Source organism: Microbacterium sp. NPDC089186 (assembly GCF_040685115.1).
GTDB lineage: Bacteria > Actinomycetota > Actinomycetes > Actinomycetales > Microbacteriaceae > Microbacterium > Microbacterium galbum.
On sequence record NZ_JBFBHJ010000003.1, the window covers coordinates 420547 to 443393 of the forward strand.

The following is a 22847-nucleotide window of genomic DNA, read 5'->3' on the forward strand; positions in this document are numbered from 1 at the left end:
AGTTCGCAGACGGTCTCCTCCCCGTCGCGCGCCGCCTGGCTCCCACCGGAACGCCGCCCTAGGCTGGCCGGGTGACGAGCTTCGATCCGCCGCGACCCTGGACCTCGAGCTATGCCGCGGGGGTGCCCGAAGACCTGGAAGCGCAGACGGGGTCGCTCCTCGACATCGTCGACGCCTCCACGCGCGACTACCCCGACGCCCCGGCCCTGCAGTTCTTCGGACGCGAGACCACCTACGCCGAGATGTCGGAGCAGATCGCGCGCGCCGCGGCGGCCCTCGCCGCGCACGGTGTGCGTGCGGGGGACCCGGTGGCGCTCGTGCTGCCCAACTGCCCGCAGCACATCGTCGCGTTCTACGCCGTGCTGCGGCTCGGAGCGGTCGTGGTCGAGCACAATCCGCTCTACACCGCCCGGGAGCTGCGCAAGCAGTTCGAGGACCACGGGGCGAAGCACGCGATCGTGTGGAGCAAGGTCGTGGCGACCGTGCAGGAGTTCCCGGCCGATCTGCGCCTGGACACCCTCATCTCGGTGGACGTGACCCGGGCGATGCCATGGACGACGCGTCTCGCGCTGCGTCTGCCGGTCGCGAAGGCCCGCGAATCCCGCGCAGCTCTGCACGCCGCCACCAAGGGCGCAGTGGGATGGGACGACGTCGTGCGCCACGCACCTCTGCCCGCCTCGCATCCGCGCCCGGTCACGTCCGACCTCGCCATCATCCAGTACACGAGCGGCACCACGGGCACGCCCAAGGGCGCCATGCTCACCCACGCCAACCTGCTGGCCAATGCCGCGCAGGCGCGGGCCTGGGTCCCGCAGATCGTGCGGGGAGAGGGATGCGTCGTCTACGCGGTGCTGCCGATGTTCCACGCCTACGGCCTCACTCTCTGCCTCACCTTCGCGATGTCGATGGGCGCCCGGCTGGTGCTCTTCCCGAAGTTCGACGCCGACCTCGTGCTCGCCGTGACGAAGAAGCATCCGGCGACCTTTCTGCCGCTCGTTCCCCCCATCGCCGAGCGGTTGTTGGCCGCCGCCCGGGAGCGGGGCGTGTCGCTCGCCGGCACCGACGTGGCCATCTCCGGCGCCATGGCGCTGCCGCACGAGCTGGTCGTCCCCTTCGAGGAGGCCACGGGCGGATACCTGGTCGAGGGGTACGGGCTGAGCGAGTGCTCCCCCGTGCTCATGGCCAACCCCGTCGCCGACAACCGTGTCGCGGGGACGGTCGGACTCCCGCTGCCGGGAACCGAGTGCCGGGTCGTCGACCCCGACGACCCGCGGACCGACGTCGAGCGCGGCGAGCTCCTCGTGCGCGGACCGCAGGTGTTCTCGGGCTACTACGGCAAGCCGGAGGAGACCGACGCGGTGTTCGTCGACGGCTGGTTCCGCACCGGCGACATCGTCACGATCGACGAGGGCGGCTTCGTCCGCATCGTCGACCGCATCAAGGAGCTCATCATCACCGGCGGGTTCAACGTCGCTCCCACCGAGGTCGAGAACGTGCTGCGTCAGCACCCCGGCGTCGCCGACGTCGCCGTCGTGGGCCTGCCGAGCGAGCACTCGGGCGAGGAGGTCGTCGCGGCCGTCGTGCCGACCGTCGCCGGCGAACTCGACGTCGAAGCGGTCCGGGCGTTCGCGCGCGGCATCCTGACGCCGTACAAGGTGCCCCGTCGCATCGTGATCGTCGACGACCTCCCGCGCTCGCTCATCGGCAAAGTCCTGCGCCGTCAGGTGCGGGAGACGCTGCTGGCGGACTGAGGGGGCGCCGCGGGGCTGCCCGGCGACCGGTCCTCGGCGCACGACCGTCCGAGGGGGATGCGACCCGCTCCGCGCAAGGGGGTAACCGGATCCGTGCCGATGAGCGCGGCTTCGCTACCGTGGGGCGACGGGCCGATCCCTGGCCCGGCCGTGACCTTTGGGGGGACTCACATGATCATCAAACGCGCCTCGTTCGCCGCCGTCGCCGCGACCGCTCTGCTCCTGGCGGGGTGTTCCGGGGGCGGATCCTCGGATGCGGACTCCGCCGCGCAGGAGAGCTCGGCGCCGAGCAGCGTCGCATCGGGCTCCGCCCCGACGCCGTCGCAGGCACCGGTCGCGCCGGCCGGAGACCAGTCGAAGCAGGACGCCTGCCAGATCATCATCACGTCGTTCAACGACGTCACCTCCGCCAGTGGCGACATCGACACGTCGGATCCCCAGGCTGCGGTCACCCGCTTCAAGGAGCTCGCGAGCAAGGTGAAGGGCGACTTCTCGCAGATCACGAACGCGGAGATCGCCCCCGCGGCGCAGAACGCCACTCAGACCCTCGACCAGTACGTCACGTTCCTCGAGGGGGTCATGGCCGACCCGAGCAAAGCGAGTGGGCTGGGTGAGCAGATCACCGCACTGCAGGAGAGCTTCACACAGGCCGGCACGGCCTGCGCCGGCTGACGGGCAGCAGCCGGAAGGGCGGGGCTGCGGTCCCGCGAGCCGGAAGGGCGGGGCTGCGGTCCCGCAAAGGGGAAGGGCGGGGCTTCGGCCCCGCCCTTCCCCCGTCATTCGGTCGGCGCCTCCGCGTCACCCTCCGACCTCGCGCCGTCGAGCGCGGCGGGCCCCTGCTCGACCAGGATCTTGAACTGCGCCGCGTCGAGGATGCGCAGCCCCAGTTCCTCGGCCTTGGCGAGCTTGGATCCGGCACCCGGGCCGGCGGCGACGAAGTCCGTCTTCTTCGACACGCTCGACGCGGCCTTGCCACCCGCCGAGATGATCGCTTCTTGAGCTCCTTCGCGCGTGTAGCCGTCGAGAGAACCGGTCGCGACCACGGTGACGCCCGCGAGCACGCCCCCCGCCGCGGCGGCGGCGCCCGGGCCTGGGTGGCCGGGGATCGAGAAGCGCACGCCGGCCACCTGCCAGCGCTCGACGATCTCGCGATGCCAGTCGACCTCGAACCAATCGATCACCGCGTCGGCGATGATGCCGCCGACCCCCTCGACGGCGGCGAGCTCTTCCCGCGTGGCCGCCCGGATGGCATCCAGCGATCCGAACCACTGCGCGAGAGCGCGCGCGGCGACCGGACCCACGTGACGGATGTTCAGGGAGACGAGCAGGCGCCACAGGTCTTTGGTCTTGGCCTTCTCCAGCTCGGCGACCAGCTTGGTCGCCTGCTCCGAGGGGCGCACCTCGCGGTAGTCCTTCCGGATGCCACGACGGCGGCGCTCCGCGGGGTCGAGGTCTTCGGATCCGGGCGGGTAGGTCGCGGGGCCGAGCTTCTGGAACGGTGCGCGTCGCACCAGCTCGCCCGTGTCGGCGTCGACTTTGCGCTCCCCCGTCTCGGAGTCGCGGACGACGACCTCGATGGGGACCAGCTCGTCGACGGTGAGATCGAACAGCCCGGCCTCGGTGTCGAGCGGCGGGCGCTCGGGAACCTCTGGTTGCGTGAGGGCGGCGGCCGTCACCTCGCCGAGCGCCTCGATGTCGAGGGCACCACGCGAGCCGATGTGCTCGACGCGACCTCGGACCTGCGCGGGGCACGAACGCGCGTTCGGGCACCGCAGGTCGATGTCGCCCTCTTTCGCCGGGCGCAGCGGCGTGCCGCACTCCGGGCAGTCGGCGGGCATGACGAAGGCCCGCTCGGTGCCGTCGCGCAGCTCGACGACGGGACCGAGCACCTCGGGGATGACGTCGCCCGCCTTGCGCAGCACGACGGTGTCGCCGATGAGCACGCCCTTGACCTTCACGACGTCCTGGTTGTGAAGCGTCGCCTGGCGCACGACGCTTCCGGCCACCTTGGCGGGCTCCATCACGGCGAACGGCGTGGCGCGCCCGGTGCGGCCGACCGACACGACGATGTCGAGCAGCTTCGTGTTGACCTGCTCGGGCGGGTACTTGTACGCGATCGCCCAGCGGGGCGCACGGCTCGTGGCGCCGAGCTCGTCGTGGAGGGCAAGTTCATCGACCTTGACGACGACACCGTCGATCTCGTGCTCGACGTCATGCCGATGCTCACCGTGATGGGCGACGAAGTCGAGGACGCCGTCGATCGAGGCCTCGACCTTGCTGTACGGCGAGGTCGGCAGGCCCCATCCCTTCAGCAGATCGTAGATCTCGCTCTGCGCCGCCACCGGCGGATCGGGCCAGGCGCCGATTCCGTGCACGTACAGGGCCAGCGAGGCGATACGGGCGAGCCCGGCCTCGAGCTCGAGACCGCTCTTCTTCTCGATCTGCTGCCGCAGCCCGCCGCTCGCCGCGTTGCGCGGATTCGCGAAGGCCGGGAAGCGGCGCGCCGCGGCGAGCTCCGCCTTCTCTTCGTCGAACGCCCGCCCTCCGCGTCGTCCCGCGGAGCGCTCACGCGCCTCGGCGATCGCGCGCTCGCGGTACTCGCCCTGCAGACGGTTGAGGTTCTCGAACGCGGCGACGGGGATGAACACCTCGCCGCGCACCTCGACGAGGGCCGGATGCCCCTCGCCCGACAGCTCGCGAGGGATGCCGGTCACGCGCAGGGCGTTCTCGGTCACGATCTCGCCGACGCGGCCGTCTCCGCGCGTCGCCGCCGAAGTCAGGACGCCGTTCTCGTAGCGGAGGTTGATCGCGAGCCCGTCGATCTTCAACTCGCTGAGCCACTGCACGGGCCGGCCCGCCGACGCCTGCGTCTTGACCGCCCAATCGCGCAGCTCGTCGGGTGAGAACACGTTGTCGAGACTCAGCATGCGCTCGGCGTGCTCGATCGTCACGAGGTCGGTCGCCTCGGCGGCTCCGACGGACTGCGTCGGACTGTCCTGCCCCTGCAGCTCGGGATAGCGGCGCTCCAGGGCCTCGAGCCGATGCATCCATCCGTCGTACGTCGCATCGTCGACGAGTTCGGCGTCGCGCCCGTAGTACGCGTCGCGCGCGTCGAGCACGCGCTGGGCCAGGTCGGTCCATTCGGCGCGCGCCGCGTCGAGGGGGATGTCGGGGAGCTCAGTCACGGCATCCAGCTTAGGGAGGGCCTCCGACATCGCCGCGGCCCTTGCCGCGCGCCGTTCTGCCCTGGGCGCGCACCACCGCGCGACGTCGAACGCGTCAGACCTCGACCGGAACCGCCGACACCGTCCGGTCGATGGTGAACTGACCGATCACGCGCGTCCCGTCGTACAGCACGGCGGTCTGCCCGGGTGCGACACCGTCGAACGGCGTCTCGGGTCGCACGGTCACGACCCCGTCCTCGAGCACGGCGGCGGCCGGCACCGGGTCGGCGTGAGCCCGGATCTGCACGTGACAGGCGAAGGTCGACGCCGACGGCGCGCGGCCCGCCCAGGTGAAGCGCTCCCCGGCGATCTCGCTGCAGGCCAGGGCTTCCTTCGGTCCCACCACGACGGTGTTGTTCACCGGGCGCACCTCGAGCACGAACCGGGGCTTCCCATCGGATGCCGGAACCCCCAGCTGCAGTCCGCGTCGCTGCCCCACGGTGAAGGCGTGCGCCCCCTCGTGGGTGCCCACGACGGCGCCCGTGCGGTCGAGGATGTCACCGCGCTCGGCGCCCACCTTGTCGGCGAGCCAGCCGCGCGTGTCGCCGTCGGGGATGAAGCAGATGTCGTGGCTGTCGGGCTTGTGCGCGACGGTGAGTCCCCGCGCCTGGGCCTCCGCACGCACGACCGCCTTCGAGGGGGTCGACCCGAGCGGGAAGTACGTGTGCGCGAGCTGCTCGGCCGTCAGCACGCCGAGCACGTAGGACTGGTCCTTCGCGGCATCCGAGGCCCGGTGCAGTTCGCGACCCTCCGGAGTGTCGACGAGGGTGGCGTAGTGGCCGGTGCAGACGGCGTCGAAGCCGAGCTCGATCGCGCGCTCGAGGAGGGCGGCGAACTTGATCTTCTCGTTGCACCGCATGCAGGGGTTGGGGGTGCGGCCCGCGCGGTACTCCGACACGAAGTCCTCGATGACGTCGTCACGGAAGCGCTCCGAGAAGTCCCACACGTAGAAGGGCATCCCGAGCTTGTCGGCCGCGCGGCGCGCGTCCATGGCGTCCTCGATCGTGCAGCAGCCGCGGCTCCCGGCGCGAAGAGTCCCGCCGGCCCGCGAGAGCGCCAAGTGCACACCGACCACGTCATGACCGGCCTCCACGGCGCGGGCCGCCGCCACCGCGGAGTCCACGCCTCCGCTCATCGCCGCCAGAACTCGCATCGTCCCAGTCTACGAACGGCCCGCTGAACGGGCGCCGGATGCGCCGGATGCCACGGCCCGCGCGTACGCGTCGGGGAGCCGGGCGAGAACGGACTCGACGTCATCGGCCGTGGAGGTGTGCCCAAGGGTGAAGCGCAGCACCGATCGCGCCGCACGGTCGTCGTGGCCCAGGGCGAGCACCACGTGCGAGGGCTCGGCCACCCCGGCCTGGCAGGCGGACCCTGTCGAGACCGCGACCCCCGCCATGTCGAGCAGGAACAGCAGCGTCTCGCCGGCGGCATCCGGGAACAGCACGTGCGCGTTGCCGGGAAGGCGGTCGTGGGGGTCGCCCAGCAGCCGCGCGGCGGGGATGGACCGCAGGATGCCGCTCACCAGACGGTCGCGCAGGGCCGCCAGACGCGCGCTCTCCCGCTCGCGCTCCGCCTCGGCCGCTCGTGCGGCGGCGGCGAAGCCGGCCGCACCCGCGACGTCCTGCGTCCCGGCGCGGAGCCCGCGCTGCTGACCGCCGCCGTGCAGGAGCGGTGTCATCGTGGCGTGCCGCGACACGACGGCGGCGCCCACGCCGACGGGTCCGCCGACCTTGTGCGCCGACACCGACATCGCGACCAGTCCCCCGCGCGCCGAGCCGGCCCCGCGCCACGCGGCGAAATCGACCGGGATCTGCCCGAGCGCCGACACCGCGTCGAGGTGCAGGGGAATTCCGGCACCGGATGCCGCTGCCGCCAGGCCCGCGGCATCCTGGATCGTCCCGACCTCGTTGTTGGCCACGAGCGCCGTCGCGAGAGCGGCCCCGGGCAGGGCGGCCGCGAAGGAGTCGCCGTCGATGCGCCCGACCGGATCGAGGGGCACGGAGCGGACCTCGGCCTCCTGCGACGCCGCGAGCCAGCCGACGACGTCGAGGGTCGCGTGGTGCTCGCCGTCGGGCAGCACCAGGGCACGGGCACCGGGCTCGCGCGCCCACCAGAGCCCCTTCAGAGCGAGATTCGCCGCTTCCGTGCCGCCCGAGGTCAGCACGACCTCGATGCTCTGGCATCCCAGGACCTCGGCGAGACCGTCACGGGCGTCTTCGAGCAGGCGCCGCGCATCCTGACCCGCCCCATGGATCGACGAGGGGTTGCCGAGCACCTCGTGCGCGGCGAGCCAGGCCTCCCGCGCCTCTGCGCGAAGAGGCGTCGTCGCTGCGTGATCGAGGTAGACCCGCATCCGCCACCCTCCCGGCTCCGCCGTCCGTCTTCACTACCCTAAGACGCATGGTCCGACCCGAGACTGTCCTCCCCGCCCGCTCCTCCACCCGACCGAGCCTGCTGACTCCCGCGCTCGACGACCTCGGGGTGCGCCTCGGTCCCGACGGCGGGACGCTGCGCGTGTGGTCGGGCGCCGCCGACGCGATGCAGTTGCTCGTCTTCGACGATGTCGACCTCGACTGGGCCACCGAGACGATCACGATGACTCCCGTGGGCGGGGGCGTGTTCGAGGCGTCGACACCGCTCCTGCGGCCCGGGGCACGGTACGCGATCCGCGTGGGCGGACCGCACGGACCGGGACACACCTTCAACCCGCAGTCGCTGCTGATCGAGCCGTACTCGCGTGGACTCGTGTCGGGCAGCTTCGGCGATTGGCGCTCGGTCGTGGTCGACGGCTCGTTCGACTGGGGCTCGTCGGCGAAGCCCCGTGTGCCCCTGGACCGCACGGTGATCTACGAGGGGCACGTGAAGGGCCTGACCAAGCGGCATCCCTTCATCCCCCCGGCACTGCACGGCACGTACGCGGGCCTCGCGCACCCCGCGATGATCGACCATCTGCTCTCGCTCGGGGTCACCAGCGTCGAACTGCTGCCCGTGCACGCCTTCGCCACCGAACCGCGCCTGCTGCAGCTCGGACTGTCGAACTACTGGGGCTACAACTCCCTCAACTTCTTCACCCCGCACGCGCCCTACGCCACGGCCGCCAGCCGCGCCGAGGGCCCCGACGCAGTGCTGCGCGAGTTCAAGGGGATGGTCAAGCTCCTGCACGAGGCGGGGCTCGAGGTGCTGCTCGACGTGGTCTACAACCACACCGCCGAAGAGGGCATCGGCGGTCCCCGCACGAGCCTGCGCGGGATCGACAACAGCGCCTACTACCGGCAGACGGCCGAGGGCGTCTACATCGACGAGACCGGATGCGGCAACGCGGTGAACACCTCGACGGATGCCGCTGCCCGGCTCGTCCTGGACTCGCTCCGCTACTGGTCGGAAGACGTGCAGATCGACGGCTTCCGCTTCGACCTGGCGGTGACGCTCGGGCGGGACGCGCATCACTCCTTCACCCCCGATCACCCGCTGCTCACGGCCATCCGCGAGGACGAGCGGCTCGCGGACACGAAACTCATCGCGGAGCCCTGGGACGTCGGCATGGGCGGATGGCAGACCGGCAACTTCGGCCCCGGGTGGCTGGAGTGGAACGACCGGTATCGCGACCGCGTGCGCAACTTCTGGTTGAGCGACATCGACTACGCGCGCCGCGCCGACACCGCCCCGGTCGGCGTGGGCGGGTTCGCCACCCGGCTCGCGGGTTCGTCGAACACGTTCAGCGAGGAGCGCGGCCCGCTCGCGAGCGTCAACTTCGTCACGGCCCACGACGGCTTCACGCTGCGCGATCTCGTGTCGTACGACGTCAAGCACAACCTGGGCAACGGCGAGCAGAACCGCGACGGTGCCGACACCAACCGCTCGTTCAACCACGGCGCCGAGGGCCGCACCGACGACGAGCGCGTCCTCGCCACGCGACGCAAGGCCATGCGCAACCTGATGGGCACCCTGCTGCTGTCCGCCGGGGTCCCCATGATCACGGCCGGAGACGAGATGGGGCGCACGCAGCGCGGCAACAACAACGCCTACTGCCACGACTCCGCCCTGACGTGGTTGTCGTGGGACCTCGCGCCCTGGCAGCGCGACCTGTTCGCCCACACCCAGCGCCTGCTGCAGGTGCGGCGGGAGAACCCCGCCCTGCGCCCCCGCCGCTTCGCCCGGCTCGGGGAGCGGATCCCCTCGGCATCCGTCATGGAGTGGTTCGACGAGCGCGGCGACACGATGTCGAGCGACCGGTGGAACGACCCCGCCCACCGCACGCTGCAGTACCTCGCGACTTCGACGCCCGAGGACGAGGACCCGAACCGCGTGCTTCTCGTGGTGCACGGCACCGAGGCGGACACCGAGATCGTGCTGCCGCGCATCGACGGAGAGCCCGACCTCGCCTACCTCGCCCTGTGGTCCAGTGCCGACGAGACGCCCACGTCCGCCCCAGCCCGGTTCGCCGCGGGAGACGTCGTGCCGGTGACGGGCGCGTCGATGATGCTGTTCCGCGTCGAGTAACCGCAGCGCCCTGTCAAGGCCGCGCGAAACGATGCGGCAACGTCGGTGGCCCGCGGTAGGTTCGGATCGTGGCCACCACGACGACTCCTTCGCCCGAGCTGCCCTGGCGCAGCGCCGCCTCGATTCCCGTGCGTCCGGTCAAGCCGACGCCGGCCTCGCGCAGCGTGGTCACGCCGCGCATCCCGATGGCCCTGCCGCATCCGAGCGTCCCGGGTGGGCGATTCCGCCCGTCCGCGTACCTGGGCGAAGCCGTTCCCTTCACGGTCACCGCATTCCGCGAGGGGCACGACCGCATCGGCGTCCAGGTGCGACTGTTCTCGCCCTCGGGTGACGAGTCGTTGCATCGACTCAGCCCCCTCAACGACGGCTTCGACCGCTGGTCGACCCTCGTGGCCCCGCTCGAGCAGGGCGTGTGGCGCTTCCGGTTCGAGTCGTTCGCCGACGACTTCGCGACATGGGAGCACGCGGCCGACCTGAAGATCGCCGCAGGTGTCGACACCGCGCTCATGCGCGAGATGGGCGCCCAGCTGTTCGACCGCGCCCGTGGCGAGAAGAAGCGCCCCGGCAGCGACAAGGACCGCCTGTACGACGCCGCCCGCGCGCTGCGCGACCCGGAGGTGCACGACGACACCGCCCTGCAGATCGTGCGCGACCCCGCGATCGCCGCGCTGTTCGAGGTCCGGCCGATGATGGGACTCGTCTCGGTCGGTAAAGACGCCGAGCTGCTCGTCGAGCGCGAGCGCGCCGGCGTGGGCGCCTGGTACGAGTTCTTCCCGCGCTCGGAGGGCGCCACGCGCCACGACGACGGGTCCGTGGTTAGCGGCACGTTCCGCACCGCCGTCGATCGCCTCCCCGGCGTGGCCGACATGGGCTTCGACGTGCTCTACCTCCCGCCGATCCACCCCATCGGCGTGACCAACCGCAAGGGTCCGAACAACACGCTCGTCACGCAGCCGGGCGACCCGGGCTCGCCGTGGGCCATCGGCGCCGCGGAGGGCGGGCACGACACGGTGCACCCCGACCTCGGCACGCTCGAGGACTTCCGCGCCTTCGTCGCCGCCGCGCGCGAGAACGGCGTCGAGGTGGCGCTCGACCTCGCGCTGCAGGCCTCGCCCGACCACCCGTGGGTCGCAGACCACCCCGAGTGGTTCACGACGCTCCCCGACGGCTCGATCGCGTTCGCCGAGAACCCGCCCAAGAAGTACCAGGACATCTACCCGGTCAATTTCGACAACGACCCCGAGGGCATCCGCGCCGAGGTGCTACGCATCGTGCGCCACTGGATCGCGCAGGGAGTCACCATCTTCCGCGTCGACAACCCCCACACCAAGCCGCTGCAGTTCTGGGAGTGGCTCATCGCCACGGTGAGCGCGGAAGAACCCGACGCCGTCTTCCTGGCGGAGGCGTTCACGCGTCCGGCACCCCTGCAGGGTCTGGCGATGGCCGGGTTCCAGCAGAGCTACACGTACTTCACCTGGCGCAACACGAAGGAGGAGCTCGAGGAGTTCCTCGGCGGCCTCGCCCACGAGACCGACGACTTCCTGCGGCCCAACCTCTTCGTCAACACCCCCGACATCCTCACGGAGTACCTGCAGTTCGGGGGGCGCCCGGCCTACAAGATCCGCGCCGCGATCGCCGCGACGGCCGCCCCCACCTACGGCGTCTACGCCGGGTACGAGCTCTACGAGAACATCGCGCGCCCGGGCTCCGAAGAGAACATCGACAACGAGAAGTACGAGTACAAGTTCCGCGACTGGGCGGGCGCCGAGGCAGCGGGCGACTCTCTCGCCCCCTACCTGCGCATGCTCAACGCCGCGCGCCGCGCCCATCCGGCCCTCCGTCAGCTGCGCAACCTGCAGGTGCACTGGAGCGACGACGACGCCATCCTCGTGTACTCCAAGCACCTGGATGCCGCCCTCAGCCCCACGGGCACCTCCGACACGGTGATCGTCGTCGCCAACGTCGACCCGCACTCGGCGCGCGAGACCACCGTCCACCTCGACACGACCGCGTTCGGCGTCGAACCCGGCGCGTCGTACGACGTCGAAGACCTCGTGACCGGCCAGGTCTGGACCTGGGCCGACCACAACTTCGTCCGCCTCGACGCCTTCAGCGAGCCCGTGCACATCTTGCACGTCAAGGAGAACCGATGACCTCCCTCTCCCCCGAGATCCTGGATGCCGTGGCCCACGGCTCCCACCACGACCCGCACAGCGTGCTGGGCGTGCACGAGACCGGCGACGGGTGGGTCATCCGCTCGCGGCGCCCCCTCGCCGCGACCGTCGTCGCCGAGCTCGCCGACGGTACCCCGGTTCCGCTCGAGCACGTGCGCGGGGGCATCTGGGAGGCCGCGGTCGACGCCTTCCCCGGTGCCTACCTGGTACGTGCGTCGTACGACGGGTCGGAGCATGCGGCCGATGACGGCTATCGCCACGCCCCCTCCATCGGCGAGCTCGACCTGCACCTCATCACCGAGGGACGTCACGAGGAGCTGTGGCGCGTGCTCGGAGCGCACGTCCGCGAACTCGACGGGTCCTCGGGCACCGCCTTCACCGTGTGGGCGCCCGACGCCCGTGCGTTGCGCGTGATCGGCGACTTCAACGGCTGGGACGGGTCGGGCAGCGCGATGCGCTCGATGGGCGGAAGCGGCGTCTGGGAGCTCTTCATCCCCGGGGTCGGGATCGGCGCCCGTTACAAGTTCGAGATCCTCACCCGTGGTGGCCAGTGGATCGAGAAGGCCGACCCGATGGCGCGCCTCGCCGAGGTCCCCCCGGCCACCGCGTCGGTCGTCACCGACTCCGCCTACGCCTGGGCCGACGACGGCTGGATCGACGAGCGCTCCCGCACCGCGCCGATCGACCGCCCGATGTCGATCTACGAGCTGCACCTCGGCTCGTGGAAGCAGGGCCTCTCGTACCGCGATGCGGCCGACGAGATCATCGCCTACGTCGGCGCTCAGGGCTTCACCCACGTCGAGTTCCTTCCGCTCGCCGAGCACCCCTTCGGAGGGTCGTGGGGCTATCAGGTGTCGGGCTACTACGCCCCCACGAGCCGCTTCGGCTCCCCCGACGACCTGCGTTACCTCATCGACCGTCTTCACCAGGCCGGCATCGGCGTCATCATGGACTGGGTGCCGGGGCACTTCCCGAAAGACGACTTCGCCCTCGCCCGCTTCGACGGCGAGGCCCTCTACGAGCACCCCGACCCCCGCCGCGGCGAGCACAAAGACTGGGGCACGCTCATCTTCGACTACGGCCGCAACGAGGTGCGCAACTTCCTCGTCGCGAACGCGCTGTACTGGTTCGAGGAGTTCCACGTCGACGGTCTGCGCGTGGATGCCGTGGCATCCATGCTCTATCTCGACTACTCCCGCAACGACGGCGAATGGGCACCGAACCAATTCGGCGGTCGCGAGAACCTCGAGGCGATCCGCTTCCTGCAGGAAGTCAACGCGACGTCCTACAAGCGCTACCCCGGCATCGCCCTCATCGCCGAGGAGTCGACGAGCTTCCCCGGCGTCACCGCCCCGACGTCGCACGCCGGACTCGGTTTCGGCTTCAAGTGGAACATGGGGTGGATGAACGACTCGCTGCAGTACATCGGTCGCGATCCGATGTACCGGTCGCACCACGAGGGCGAGCTGTCGTTCTCGTTCGTCTACTCCTTCAGCGAGAACTTCGTCCTGCCCATCAGCCACGACGAGGTCGTGCACGGCAAGGGGAGCCTCTTCGGCCGCATGCCGGGAGACCACTGGCAGAAGCTCGCCAACATGCGCGCCTTCCTGGCGTACATGTGGGGTCACCCGGGCAAGCAGTTGCTCTTCATGGGCCAGGAGTTCGGCCAGATGTCGGAGTGGTCCGAGTCCCGGTCGATCGACTGGTGGATGCTCGACCAGCCCTCCCACAAGCAACTGCACGAATTCGTCGCCGAGCTGAACCGCGTGTACAAGGACCAGGCGGCGCTGTGGTCACGCGACCACGACGGAGCGGCCTTCTCGCGTCTCGGTGCGCCCGCGTGGAACCCGAACGTGCTCGCTTTCGCCCGTCGTGACCACCACGGCAACACGATCGCGGTCGTGTGCAACTTCTCCGGCGTCCCGCTCACCGACTTCCCGCTCGACCTGCCCGAATCCGGGTCGTGGACCGAAGTGCTCAACAGCGACGCGGAGGTGTTCGGCGGTTCTGGCCAGGGCAACCTCGGCACGGTCACGACCGATAGCCGCGGGAGCGCGACCCTCACCCTCCCGCCGCTCGGGGTGCTCTGGCTGCACCACCGCGCCGGGTCCTGACCCGCGGAGTCCGACGCCCCGTCCCGATCACCGGGGCGGGGCGTTCGCGTGCCCGGGGTCCGTGACCGGCCTCCGGTGGGAGGGGACACCCGCGTGTTGATCGACGATCGCATCTCGCGCCGGCTAGGACGAACGACGGCCCGGACCCCCGAGAGGGACCGGGCCGCGTCGTCGGTCGTGTCAGAAGAGCAGGGATGCCAGTCGCGCGCGCGCCCGTACGACGCGGGCGTCGTCGTCGCCGATGATCCCGAACAGCTCGAGCAGGCGCTCGCGGACCGGGGCGCGCTCGTCGGCAGGGAGCGCCGCGAAGAGATCGAGCAGACGCCCGAATGCGTCATCGACGTGTCCGCCGACGACATCGAGGTCGGCGACGACGAACTGGGCGTCGACGCCCGTGGGATCGGCCGCCGCCGCGGCGCGCGCCGCCTGCAGGTCGGCGCCCTGCACGCGGTCGAGCAGGCGCACCTGACCGAGGCCCGCACGGGCGTCGGAGTCACGCGGATTCTCGGCGAGAGCCTTCTCGTACGCCGTGATCGCGCGGGCGTAGTCGCCCTCCTCGATCGCGGCGAACGCCTCGGCGTGCAGCGGCGGCAGCGGGGGCTCCTCTGCCGGAGCCGCATCGGCCGCCCCGGCGACGGGAACGGTGCCGGTGACGCCGTGCTGGGCGGCGAGCTGCAGCAGCTGAGCGAAGACGTCGCGCACCTGCTGCTCGGGCACCGCGCCGGTGAACAGCGGAACGGGCTGACCCGCGACGAGCGCGAGGACCATCGGAATGGACTGCGCGCGGAAGCCCTGCGCCAGCTGCGGATTGGCGTCGACGTCGACCTTCGCCAGTACGAGGCGGCCGGCCAGTTCGGTGACGACCTTCTCGAGCACCGGGCTGAGCTGCTTGCACGGCCCGCACCACTCGGCCCACAGGTCGATGACGACGGGAACCGTGCGCGAGAGCTCGAGCACCTCGCCGAAGGTCGCGTCGGTCACATCGAAGACCAGGGGCAGGGCACCGGCCGGGGCGGCGCCCTCGGCGGGAGGGGTCGCGGGGGCCGCGGGGGCGGCGGGACGGTTGCGCAGCGACGAGAGGTCGACGGCACCGCGCATGACGGAGCCGGGGGCGGGAGTGCTCACGGGGACACCTTCGCTTCGAGGAGGCTGGAACGGTAGCCGAGCAGGCGGATCTTGTCGTCGGAGCCCTGGCTGGGCACGTAGAAGAACACCTGGTCGGAGTAGGTCGTGGTGAAGCCTGTCGCGGACTGGTCGACACCGGTCAGGGCCTTGACCGCCGGATTGTTGTCGAGCTTGATGACCGCGTCGGCGTTCGTGGGCTTCGCCGTGTCGCTCTCGTAGACATTCACGGCGACGATCGCGCCGGTGTCGAGCGTCGCGAGGGCGATGGGGGCGGCGGGCCCCGCCGAGGCGGCGAAACTGATCTCAGCCGTTCCGGCGCCGGTCTGGTTGAGCTCGTCGGTGCGCTTCGTCTTGTTGTCCTGGATCGCGGAGAGCAACAGGTCGTTCGCGGTGTCGAAGAGCGCGGCCGAGGTGCTGTTCTCGCCGTTGTTGATGATGTCGGCGTAGGCGGCGGCGACCTTCTCGGGAGCGAGGGTGAGGAACGAGGAGTCCGGCGGCACCTGCGTCGCGCCCACGTACGGTGCGGCGAGCTCCGGCAGGTTGGTGGAGGCCTCGAGGTTCCCGACGTACGACGCCTTGTACTCGTCCCACGGCGTCTCTTGCGTCATCATCATGATCGTCGTGGTCGGGGTCGCGGCATCCGCCGACTCCACCACGGTCATGAGCGTGCGCGGCCAGGTACCCGTCGTCTGCGGCAGCACGATCTGAACCGGCTCCGCGGGAATGGCCGGGAGCGCCGGGCGGTCGGGCAGAGCCGCACGCAGCGTGTAGTTGGTGGCGCGCTCGGCGAGCGCCGGTCCGGACAGGCGTTGGGCGGCGGCGTTCTGATCGAGCGCCGCGTCGGCCGAGGAAACGGTGCTCGAGACGCGCGCGACGATCCGCTTCGCCTGCGCCTCGGTCACGGCGGGCGGGAATTGCCCCTCGGGAACGACGACCGTGGGCGTCGGGCTCGGAGTCTCGGATGCCGCCAACTGCGGCCAGGCATCCGCCGAGCAGCCGGCGAGCAGTGCGACGGAGACGCCGAGGGCCGGGACCGCGACGAGTGCGCGCCGGCCGCGCGAGCCTGTCCCGCGGCGCGCGGGGCTCTCGCTCACGACCCCCTTGGACGCGGACGCGTCGCGAGCTGCGGCATCCGACTCGGCGATGGAGATGGGCTCCGTGACCGGCAGGGGCAATCCCTTCCGGCGCGGGCGCCGCGAACGGCGCACGTGCCGGATGCCGAGCAGGTAGAGCACGATGCCCGCGAGCAGGGCGATACCGCCGCCGACGATGAGCGGACCCGCCCAGGGCGTCGAGTCGTCGATGGGCCACGTGACGCTGATGTTCGAGGGCGCGGGAGCCGTGCCGTCGGATGCCACGAGCACGCTCATGTCGTCCGGCAGCTGCAGGGTGGTGGACAGCGACCCGGTCTGCTCGTACTCGTCCAGCCACAGGTCGTTGTCGATCGGACTCCGCCCCGCGGCGGCGTCGGAGGTGGGTGTCACGGTCGGGGCCTGATCGGCGGTCTGCACCGTCCCCTCACCGTCCACGGTCACCGCGGTGTAGTCGACGTCGGCGAGCCACGCCTTGAGGTCGGCCGTGCGCCCGTAGGAGACGAACACCGCGCCGTCGCCCTCGACGCGCAGCGTCTGGGCGCCCGGGACGCTCGTAAGCACGGAGCCGTCGATCAGCGTGTACGCCGCCGACCCCTCCGTCTGCACCGACGTGGTGGTCTCAGATGGACCCTGGAAAACCGTGCGCTGAGCGATCCCGGCACCGATCATGGCGGCGGCGATGACGAACGCCACCACGGCCCAGACGAATCTCACGCTTCACACCATCCCCACCGGCAGCTCGGGCGCCACCGAAGAATCGACGTTTTAGACTATCGGAGGGCGGCTGAAAGTTCGCGGCGAGGCTCGCGCCTCGCCGATCCCGCCCCGCACGGTCACTATCCTGACGAGACGGGCGCGTGCCCGGCTGAGGCGGGAGTCGTTCGGCATGAAGATCCACAACCCCTTCCGGGTCGCACTCCTGGCGACTCTCGGAGTCGGCGTCGGCCTGCTGCTCATCGGGAGCGTGCAGAACCTCTCGACGATCCTGCTGTACGTCGGGACGGCCCTGTTCCTGTCGTTGGGCCTCGACCCCGTGGTGTCTTTCCTGGAGCGGCGCGGTCTGCCCCGCTGGGCGGCCGTCCTCGTGACGATCCTCGCGGTGCTCGGCGTCTTCGCCGGCATCATCTTCATGGTCGTGCCGATCATCGTCAGCCAGATCGCCCAGCTGATCTCCCAGGTCGAGCAGCTGCTGCAGCCGGGACGCTGGAACGAGATCGTCACGCAGGTGCAGCAGTGGGTGTCCGACTCCCTTCCCTGGCTCAAGATCGACGACGTCTGGGCCGGCATCCAGCACTGGTTCACGACCCTCGACGTCGGCTCGATCTCCACGGTCATCGGCAACAGCCTGCTCACGGGCGCCGGCGCCGTGGCAGCGGGCCTCGGCGGCGCGTTCATCGTGCTGATCCTGACCATCTACTTCACGGCATCCACTCCCTCGCTCAAGTCGGCGGTGTACCAGCTGGTCCCGGCGTCCAAGCGCGCGCGCTTCATCGAGCTCGCCGAGAAGATCACCGACTCCGTGGGTTACTACGTCATGGGGCAGGTGAGCCTGGGCGTCATCAACGGCGTGCTCAGCGCCATCTTCCTCACCATCATCAACGCGCCGTTCCCGGCCGTGCTCGCCGTGATCGCATTCTTCTTCTCGCTCATCCCCCTGGTGGGAACGCTGACGGGCTCGACGATCATCGTGCTCACCTGCCTCATTCCGGGTCTCGGAACGCCGGGGTGGGCGATCATCGCGGCGGCGATCTACTACCTCGTCTACATGCAGATCGAGGCGTACGTCATCTCCCCGCGCATCATGAACCGCGCGGTGTCGGTGCCGGGCTCGGTCGTCGTGATCTCGGCGCTGGCCGGCGGCGCACTGCTCAACCTGCTGGGCGCCCTCATCGCGATCCCCGTGGCCGCAAGCATCCTCATCATCTACCGCGAGGTCATCATCCCGCGGCAGAACGAGCGCTGAGCTGAGCTCAGCCGACGACGTCGCCATCCCACTCGGTGGGGAGCGGAAGGGCGTCGGGGGCGACCGCGGCGACGATCTCGGTGAGCACGCGGCGCGTCTGCGTCTCGCCGACCCACAGATGCTTCCCGCCTTCGACGGCGATGAGCGTGGCCTCCGGGATCGACGCGAAGCGCTCGCGGGCCTCGTCGGGTCGCAGGTAGTCGTCGAACTCGGGAACCAGCACGACCACCCGGCGCTCGTCTCCCGCCCACGCCGCGACCTCGTCGGCGGTCGCCCGATGCAGCGGGGGCGACAGCAGGATGACGCCCTCGATCTCGTGGTCGCGGCCGTACTTCAGCGCGAGCTCGGTGCCGAACGACCACCCCACCAGCCAGGGACGGGGCAGACCGCGCTCGCGCACGAGATCCATCGCCGCCGCCACGTCGAAGCACTCGTTCGCTCCCCCGTCGAAGGCGCCGTCGCTCGTGCCGCGGGGAGACGTCGTGCCCCGGGTGTTGAACCGCAGCACCGCGAGATCGGCGAGGGCCGGCAGGCGGCCGGCCGCCTTGCGCAGGATGTGCGAGTCCATGAACCCGCCCGCCGTGGGCAGCGGGTGCAACGTCACGAGGGTCGCCACCGGCTCGCGGTCGAGGGGCAGGGCGAGCTCGCCGACGAGGGTGAGCTCATCGACCGTGTGCAGGGCGACGTCTTCCCGGCGTGCGGGCAGAAGGACGGGTCCGCGAATCTCCATCAGGCGATCCTCCAACAGTGGGTGTGCCAGTGCCGACGTGCGGCGAGATCCGCCGCGTCGCCGAGCACGCCGTCGGCGCGCCAGACGACCAGGTGGGGGGTGCCGGAAGCGACCGTGCGTCCGCATCCGGGGCAAGTGTAGTCCTTGACCGCCTGCGGCCCCGAGAGCGGCTGCACGGTCCATTCCGATCCGCGCTTGACCTCGGTGCGCTTCCACCCCGCGATCAGACGATCGAGCGAGTCGTCGCCGCGACCCGGATCGGGGCGGCGCTTACGGGAGCGGGGCATGGATGCCGCTCACCACCAGTGGTTGCTCGTCCAGAACGCGTACGCGCCCGCCCAGCTGCCGTATCGGCCCGTGGCGTACCCGGTCGCCCAGCGCAGGTTGTCGACCGGGTCGTACCCGTTGCCGGGGACCTTGCTGCACGGCAGGGCCTGCACGAGACCGCACGCTCCCGAGGAGCGGTTGGTGGCGTTCGGATTCCACCCGCTCTCGCGGCTGACGATGTAGTCGACGTAGCCCATGTCGGCATCCGAGATGCCGGCGGCGGCCATCCATTCCGCGGGCGCTCCCCCGCCGGAGTAATACAGCGGCCCTCCGCCACCGCCACCGCCGTCGCCGCCGGCCGACGAACCCGAGTCGCTGCTGCGCGTCTGCGTGGGCGTGGGGGTGGGGGTCGGCTTCGGCTTGACGTACACGTTGTAGCTCGAGCGTTGCAGGTCGGGGGCCTGCTTCTCGCCCGAGGTCGACACCGCCTGCGTGTCACCGAGGCCCTCCGCGTAGAGGGTGACCGTGCGGGGCTCCTCGGCCTGCGCCGGCGAGAACGCGGCGCTCATGGGCCCGACGTAGGCGGCCGCGAACAGGACCGCCGCGCACGCGCCGAACACGCCGACCACGCCGCGACGACGGGACCAGCGTGGCGCCGAGCGGCGCGGAAGAGCGGGGGGTACCACGTCGACCGACCCGACGCCTCGACGGGCGACGCGGTCCGATGATCTACGCGAGAGTTCCGAGCCAGAAGTCACAGTGCCGCCGAGTCTACCGACGAGTCGGAACGGGTGTCATCCTGATGCCTCATCCGACGGCGAGCATGACCTCGACGACGGCGTCGAGCACCGCATCGACCTGGGTCTCGCGGTATCCACCGCGCTGCAGGCGGAAGGCGACGGCGCGTACCTGGTCGGGCGTCACGGGGTCGCCCGCCGCGAGGTAGCGCGCGACGCGGTCGGCGACGACGTCGACTTCGTCGACCCGGTACCCGTAATGCAGCAGCGACACGCGCTCGAAGCGCTGTCCGCGCGGCCGACCGAGACGGTCGAGCACGACCTGGGCGGTGTCGCGCGTCTCCGCGACCCAGGCCCGCGCCCCGAGCCGGGAGAGAGCGTGCTCGCGCTCTCGTGCGGCGAAGGCGTCTTCGACCCGACCCAGGGCCGCGTCGACGGATGCCACGGCGTAGCCGCCCTTAACCAGCGGGAACGACACCGCGCGAACCTCCGACGAGCGCAGGACGCCGGGGTCGTCGGCTTCGAACGCGTCGCGCGCGCGGGCGAGGAATGCGTCGACGGCGCGCTTCTCGTAGCCCTTGGTGCGTCCCGTCGTCTCGGGGAAAGGGGTCGCGGCGACCTTGTCGTGGATCGGGGTCTCGGTCATGACACTCCCAACGGGGCGAGCAGATAGAACATCACCAGAGCGGCCGTCGCCGACGGCAGGATCGAGTCGAGGCGGTCGAGCACCCCCCCGTGTCCGGGGAGCCACGAGCTCATGTCCTTGATACCGAGGTCGCGCTTGACCATCGACTCGCCGAGGTCGCCGACGGTCGCCGTGGCCAGCACGGTCGCGCCGAAGATGAGCCCGGCCCACCACGGGACCTGGAGCATGAACACGGCCAGAAGCGCCCCGGCGACCAGAGCCGCCACGCACGCGCCCGCGAAACCCTCCCAGGTCTTCTTCGGGCTGATGCGCGGAGCCATCGGATGCCGCCCGCCCCGACCGAATGTGAGGCCCGAGATGTACGCACCCGTGTCGGCCGCGACGGCGAGGATGAGGAACGCGAGAACCCACCACTCCCCGCGCGGCTGAGCGAGCAGGATCATGGCGACGCTGGTGAGGAACGGGACGTACAGCTGCACGAACCCCGCGACGAGCACATCGCCGATGACGTCGATGCGCAGCCGTCCGTCGGCGGCGAAGAGCTGCGCCACCAGCCGCCACACGACGACCACGACGACCGCGACGAGGGTGGCGATCCAGTGCACCCAGGCGCCGAGGAAGAACCCGCTGAGCAGCAGCACGAACCCCATGACCAGCTGCGGGACGACGTCGACGCGCCGCCCGGCGACCTGCAGGGCTCGGCTGAACTCGACGACCCCCAGCACCATCGCGGCCGCGGCGAAGAGGACGAAGGCCCACTTCACGAAGATCAGCGAGGCGATCACGATCGCACCGATCCCCACGCCGATGAGCGTCGCGACGATCAGGTCGCGCCCCGTGCGCTGCTTCAGACGCTCGTTCGCCTGGTCGAACTCGGCGCGCGCGTGCGCGATGTGCTGCTCGGCATCCGATCGCATGGCACGCAGCTGCGACTCGATCGCCGTGACCCCCTCGCCCGTCGTCGGACGGCGCGTCGGATCGGCACGACGGACGTCGAGCGGGTCGACCGGCTCGGCGTCACCGGTCTCAGGGGCGTCGGGCATGCGGGTCAGACCTCGAGAAGCTCGGCCTCTTTGCGCTTGAGCGCGTCGTCGATCAGGTCGACGTGCGTGCGCGTGACGGCGTCGAGCTCCTTCTCGGCCCGAACGAGCTCGTCCTCGCCGACGTCGCTCTTCAGGGCGTCGAGGTCGTCCTTCGCCTTGCGGCGCAGGTTGCGCACCTGCACCTTCGCGTCTTCTCCCTTGCCGCGCACGATCTTGACGTACTCCTTGCGGCGGTCCTGCGTGAGTTCCGGCATGGTGACGCGGACGATCGTGCCGTCGTTGGTGGGGTTGACGCCGAGGTTCGGCATGTCGCGGATGGCCTGCTCGATGGCCTTCAACGCGGACTTGTCGTAGGGGTTGATGACGAGGGTGCGCGCCTCGGGGTTGTTCAGCGACGCGAGCTGCGCGAGAGGGGTGGGCGACCCGTAGTAGTCGACCAGGACCTTCTGGAACATCTGGGGGTTCGCGCGTCCGGTGCGGACGGTCGCGAAGTCCTCCTTCGCGGCCTCGACGGCGCGATCCATTCGCGCTCCGGCATCGGCGAGGACATCGGCGATCACGGTGACTCCATTCGTTGGACTGAGGTGCCAGTCTAGTCGCGCGCGGGCCCGGCTCCCCGGGCCCGCGCGGCGCGTCACGCGGTGACGAGGGTTCCCATCTCGTCGCCCAGCAGCGCACGGGTGACGTTGCCGGCCGGCTCCATGCCGAACACGCGCATGTCGATGCCGTTGTCCATGCAGAGGCTGAACGCCGTCGAGTCCACGACCTTGAGGCCCTTCTGCAGCGCGTCGCTGTAGGTGAGGTGGTCGAGCTTGGTGGCACTGGGGTCCACGCGCGGGTCGGCCGTGTACACGCCGTCGACGCCGTTCTTGGCGACCAGCACCTCGGTCGCACCGATCTCGAGCGCGCGCTGGGCGGCGACGGTGTCGGTGGAGAAGTACGGCAGGCCGGCGCCGGCGCCGAAGATCACGACGCGGCCCTTCTCGAGGTGACGCACGGCCCGTCGCGGGATATAGGGCTCGGCCACCTGCGTCATCGAGATCGCCGACTGCACGCGCGTGGCGGCTCCCGCCTGCTCGAGGAAGTCCTGCAGGGCCAGGGAGTTCATCACGGTGCCGAGCATGCCCATGTAGTCGGCGCGGCCGCGATCCATGCCGCGCTGGCTGAGCTCGGCGCCGCGGAAGAAGTTGCCGCCGCCGACCACGATCGCGATCTCGACCCGGTCCACCGCCTCGGCGATCTCGCGTGCGATCTGGCTGACGACGTCGGGATTGACACCCAGTTGGCCTCCGCCGAACGCCTCCCCCGACAGCTTCAGCAGAACCCGGCGGCGCTTGGTGGCTTCATCGATCACGTGTGGTGTCCTCTCGTCTTGAACAAACTATCCCCCCGCCGACGCCGACCGATACGGGCCGCGGGCAGGGAAAAGGCCCGGGATGCCATGGCATCCCGGGCCTCATGACGGGCCCTGAGCCT

18 protein-coding genes are annotated in these 22847 nt (G+C 70.7%); 6 read left to right on the forward strand and 12 right to left on the reverse strand.

Annotated features, from left to right (window positions below; translation table 11 throughout):
• Positions 1 to 71 precede the first annotated feature (71 nt).
• Both AB0N82_RS12265 and AB0N82_RS12270 read left to right on the forward strand, forming a co-directional pair.
• Positions 72 to 1751, forward strand: coding sequence for a long-chain-fatty-acid--CoA ligase (locus AB0N82_RS12265; protein WP_363391904.1), 1680 nt, complete (start codon positions 72 to 74; stop codon positions 1749 to 1751).
• A gap of 171 nt (positions 1752 to 1922) precedes the next feature.
• The gene (locus AB0N82_RS12270; protein ID WP_363391906.1) at positions 1923 to 2423 is read left to right on the forward strand and encodes a hypothetical protein; all 501 of its coding nucleotides are present in this window, start codon (positions 1923 to 1925) and stop codon (positions 2421 to 2423) included.
• Positions 2424 to 2527: 104 nt separating this feature from the next.
• On the opposite strand, the gene ligA is transcribed toward AB0N82_RS12270, so the two are convergent.
• From ligA to AB0N82_RS12285, 3 genes are all read right to left on the reverse strand, one after another.
• Positions 2528 to 4966 (reverse strand): NAD-dependent DNA ligase LigA, encoded by a 2439-nt coding sequence (gene ligA, locus AB0N82_RS12275; RefSeq protein ID WP_363391908.1) that lies wholly within the window; start codon positions 4964 to 4966, stop codon positions 2528 to 2530.
• Positions 4967 to 5030: 64 nt separating this feature from the next.
• Positions 5031 to 6128 carry a tRNA 2-thiouridine(34) synthase MnmA gene (gene mnmA / locus AB0N82_RS12280; RefSeq protein WP_315995545.1) on the reverse strand — a complete coding sequence of 366 codons (1098 nt, stop codon included), beginning with the start codon at positions 6126 to 6128 and terminating at the stop codon, positions 5031 to 5033.
• Positions 6129 to 6137: 9 nt separating this feature from the next.
• Positions 6138 to 7331: a cysteine desulfurase family protein gene (locus tag AB0N82_RS12285; RefSeq protein ID WP_363391910.1), complete on the reverse strand. Its 1194-nt coding sequence runs from the start codon at positions 7329 to 7331 to the stop codon at positions 6138 to 6140.
• Positions 7332 to 7378: 47 nt separating this feature from the next.
• Between AB0N82_RS12285 and glgX the strand changes: the two genes are divergently transcribed.
• The 3 genes from glgX to glgB all read left to right on the forward strand — a co-directional run bounded on the left by glgX (position 7379) and on the right by glgB (position 13766).
• The gene (glgX, locus tag AB0N82_RS12290; RefSeq protein ID WP_363391912.1) at positions 7379 to 9478 is read left to right on the forward strand and encodes a glycogen debranching protein GlgX; all 2100 of its coding nucleotides are present in this window, start codon (positions 7379 to 7381) and stop codon (positions 9476 to 9478) included.
• 185 nt (positions 9479 to 9663) lie between these two features.
• Positions 9664 to 11631 carry a maltotransferase domain-containing protein gene (locus AB0N82_RS12295; RefSeq protein ID WP_363392284.1) on the forward strand — a complete coding sequence of 656 codons (1968 nt, stop codon included), beginning with the start codon at positions 9664 to 9666 and terminating at the stop codon, positions 11629 to 11631.
• Positions 11628 to 13766 (forward strand): 1,4-alpha-glucan branching protein GlgB, encoded by a 2139-nt coding sequence (gene glgB / locus AB0N82_RS12300; protein WP_363391914.1) that lies wholly within the window; start codon positions 11628 to 11630, stop codon positions 13764 to 13766. Before AB0N82_RS12295 ends, glgB begins: the two co-directional genes overlap by 4 nt.
• Before the next feature lie 180 nt (positions 13767 to 13946).
• Here the strand turns inward: glgB and AB0N82_RS12305 are convergent, their stop codons facing one another.
• On the reverse strand, positions 13947 to 14891 hold the full coding sequence (locus AB0N82_RS12305; protein WP_363391916.1) for a tetratricopeptide repeat protein: 945 nt from the start codon (positions 14889 to 14891) through the stop codon (positions 13947 to 13949).
• Positions 14888 to 16699 (reverse strand): glycosyl transferase, encoded by a 1812-nt coding sequence (locus AB0N82_RS12310; protein ID WP_363391918.1) that lies wholly within the window; start codon positions 16697 to 16699, stop codon positions 14888 to 14890. Before AB0N82_RS12310 ends, AB0N82_RS12305 begins: the two co-directional genes overlap by 4 nt.
• Before the next feature lie 172 nt (positions 16700 to 16871).
• Here AB0N82_RS12310 and AB0N82_RS12315 point away from each other — a divergent pair, with 172 nt between their 5' ends.
• A complete protein-coding gene (locus AB0N82_RS12315) occupies positions 16872 to 17948 on the forward strand; it encodes an AI-2E family transporter (RefSeq protein ID WP_315995539.1) in 1077 nt (358 codons plus the stop codon).
• Positions 17949 to 17955: 7 nt separating this feature from the next.
• Here AB0N82_RS12315 and AB0N82_RS12320 read toward each other — a convergent pair whose 3' ends face one another.
• The 7 genes from AB0N82_RS12320 to pyrH all read right to left on the reverse strand — a co-directional run bounded on the left by AB0N82_RS12320 (position 17956) and on the right by pyrH (position 22725).
• A complete protein-coding gene (locus AB0N82_RS12320) occupies positions 17956 to 18678 on the reverse strand; it encodes an alpha/beta hydrolase (protein WP_363391920.1) in 723 nt (240 codons plus the stop codon).
• Positions 18678 to 18965 (reverse strand): hypothetical protein, encoded by a 288-nt coding sequence (locus AB0N82_RS12325; protein ID WP_363391922.1) that lies wholly within the window; start codon positions 18963 to 18965, stop codon positions 18678 to 18680. The genes AB0N82_RS12320 and AB0N82_RS12325 overlap by 1 nt, the downstream gene beginning before the upstream one ends.
• 9 nt (positions 18966 to 18974) lie before the next feature.
• Complete coding sequence (locus tag AB0N82_RS12330; protein WP_363391924.1) at positions 18975 to 19574, reverse strand: transglycosylase SLT domain-containing protein; 600 nt, start codon at positions 19572 to 19574, stop codon at positions 18975 to 18977.
• Between the two features lie 178 nt (positions 19575 to 19752).
• Positions 19753 to 20328 (reverse strand): DivIVA domain-containing protein, encoded by a 576-nt coding sequence (locus AB0N82_RS12335; RefSeq protein ID WP_315995535.1) that lies wholly within the window; start codon positions 20326 to 20328, stop codon positions 19753 to 19755.
• Positions 20325 to 21371 (reverse strand): phosphatidate cytidylyltransferase, encoded by a 1047-nt coding sequence (locus AB0N82_RS12340; RefSeq protein ID WP_315995534.1) that lies wholly within the window; start codon positions 21369 to 21371, stop codon positions 20325 to 20327. Before AB0N82_RS12340 ends, AB0N82_RS12335 begins: the two co-directional genes overlap by 4 nt.
• A 5-nt stretch (positions 21372 to 21376) precedes the next feature.
• Positions 21377 to 21931: a ribosome recycling factor gene (gene frr, locus AB0N82_RS12345; protein ID WP_315995533.1), complete on the reverse strand. Its 555-nt coding sequence runs from the start codon at positions 21929 to 21931 to the stop codon at positions 21377 to 21379.
• 74 nt (positions 21932 to 22005) lie between these two features.
• Positions 22006 to 22725 carry a UMP kinase gene (pyrH, locus tag AB0N82_RS12350; protein WP_315995532.1) on the reverse strand — a complete coding sequence of 240 codons (720 nt, stop codon included), beginning with the start codon at positions 22723 to 22725 and terminating at the stop codon, positions 22006 to 22008.
• Between the last annotated feature and the right edge of the window lie 122 nt (positions 22726 to 22847).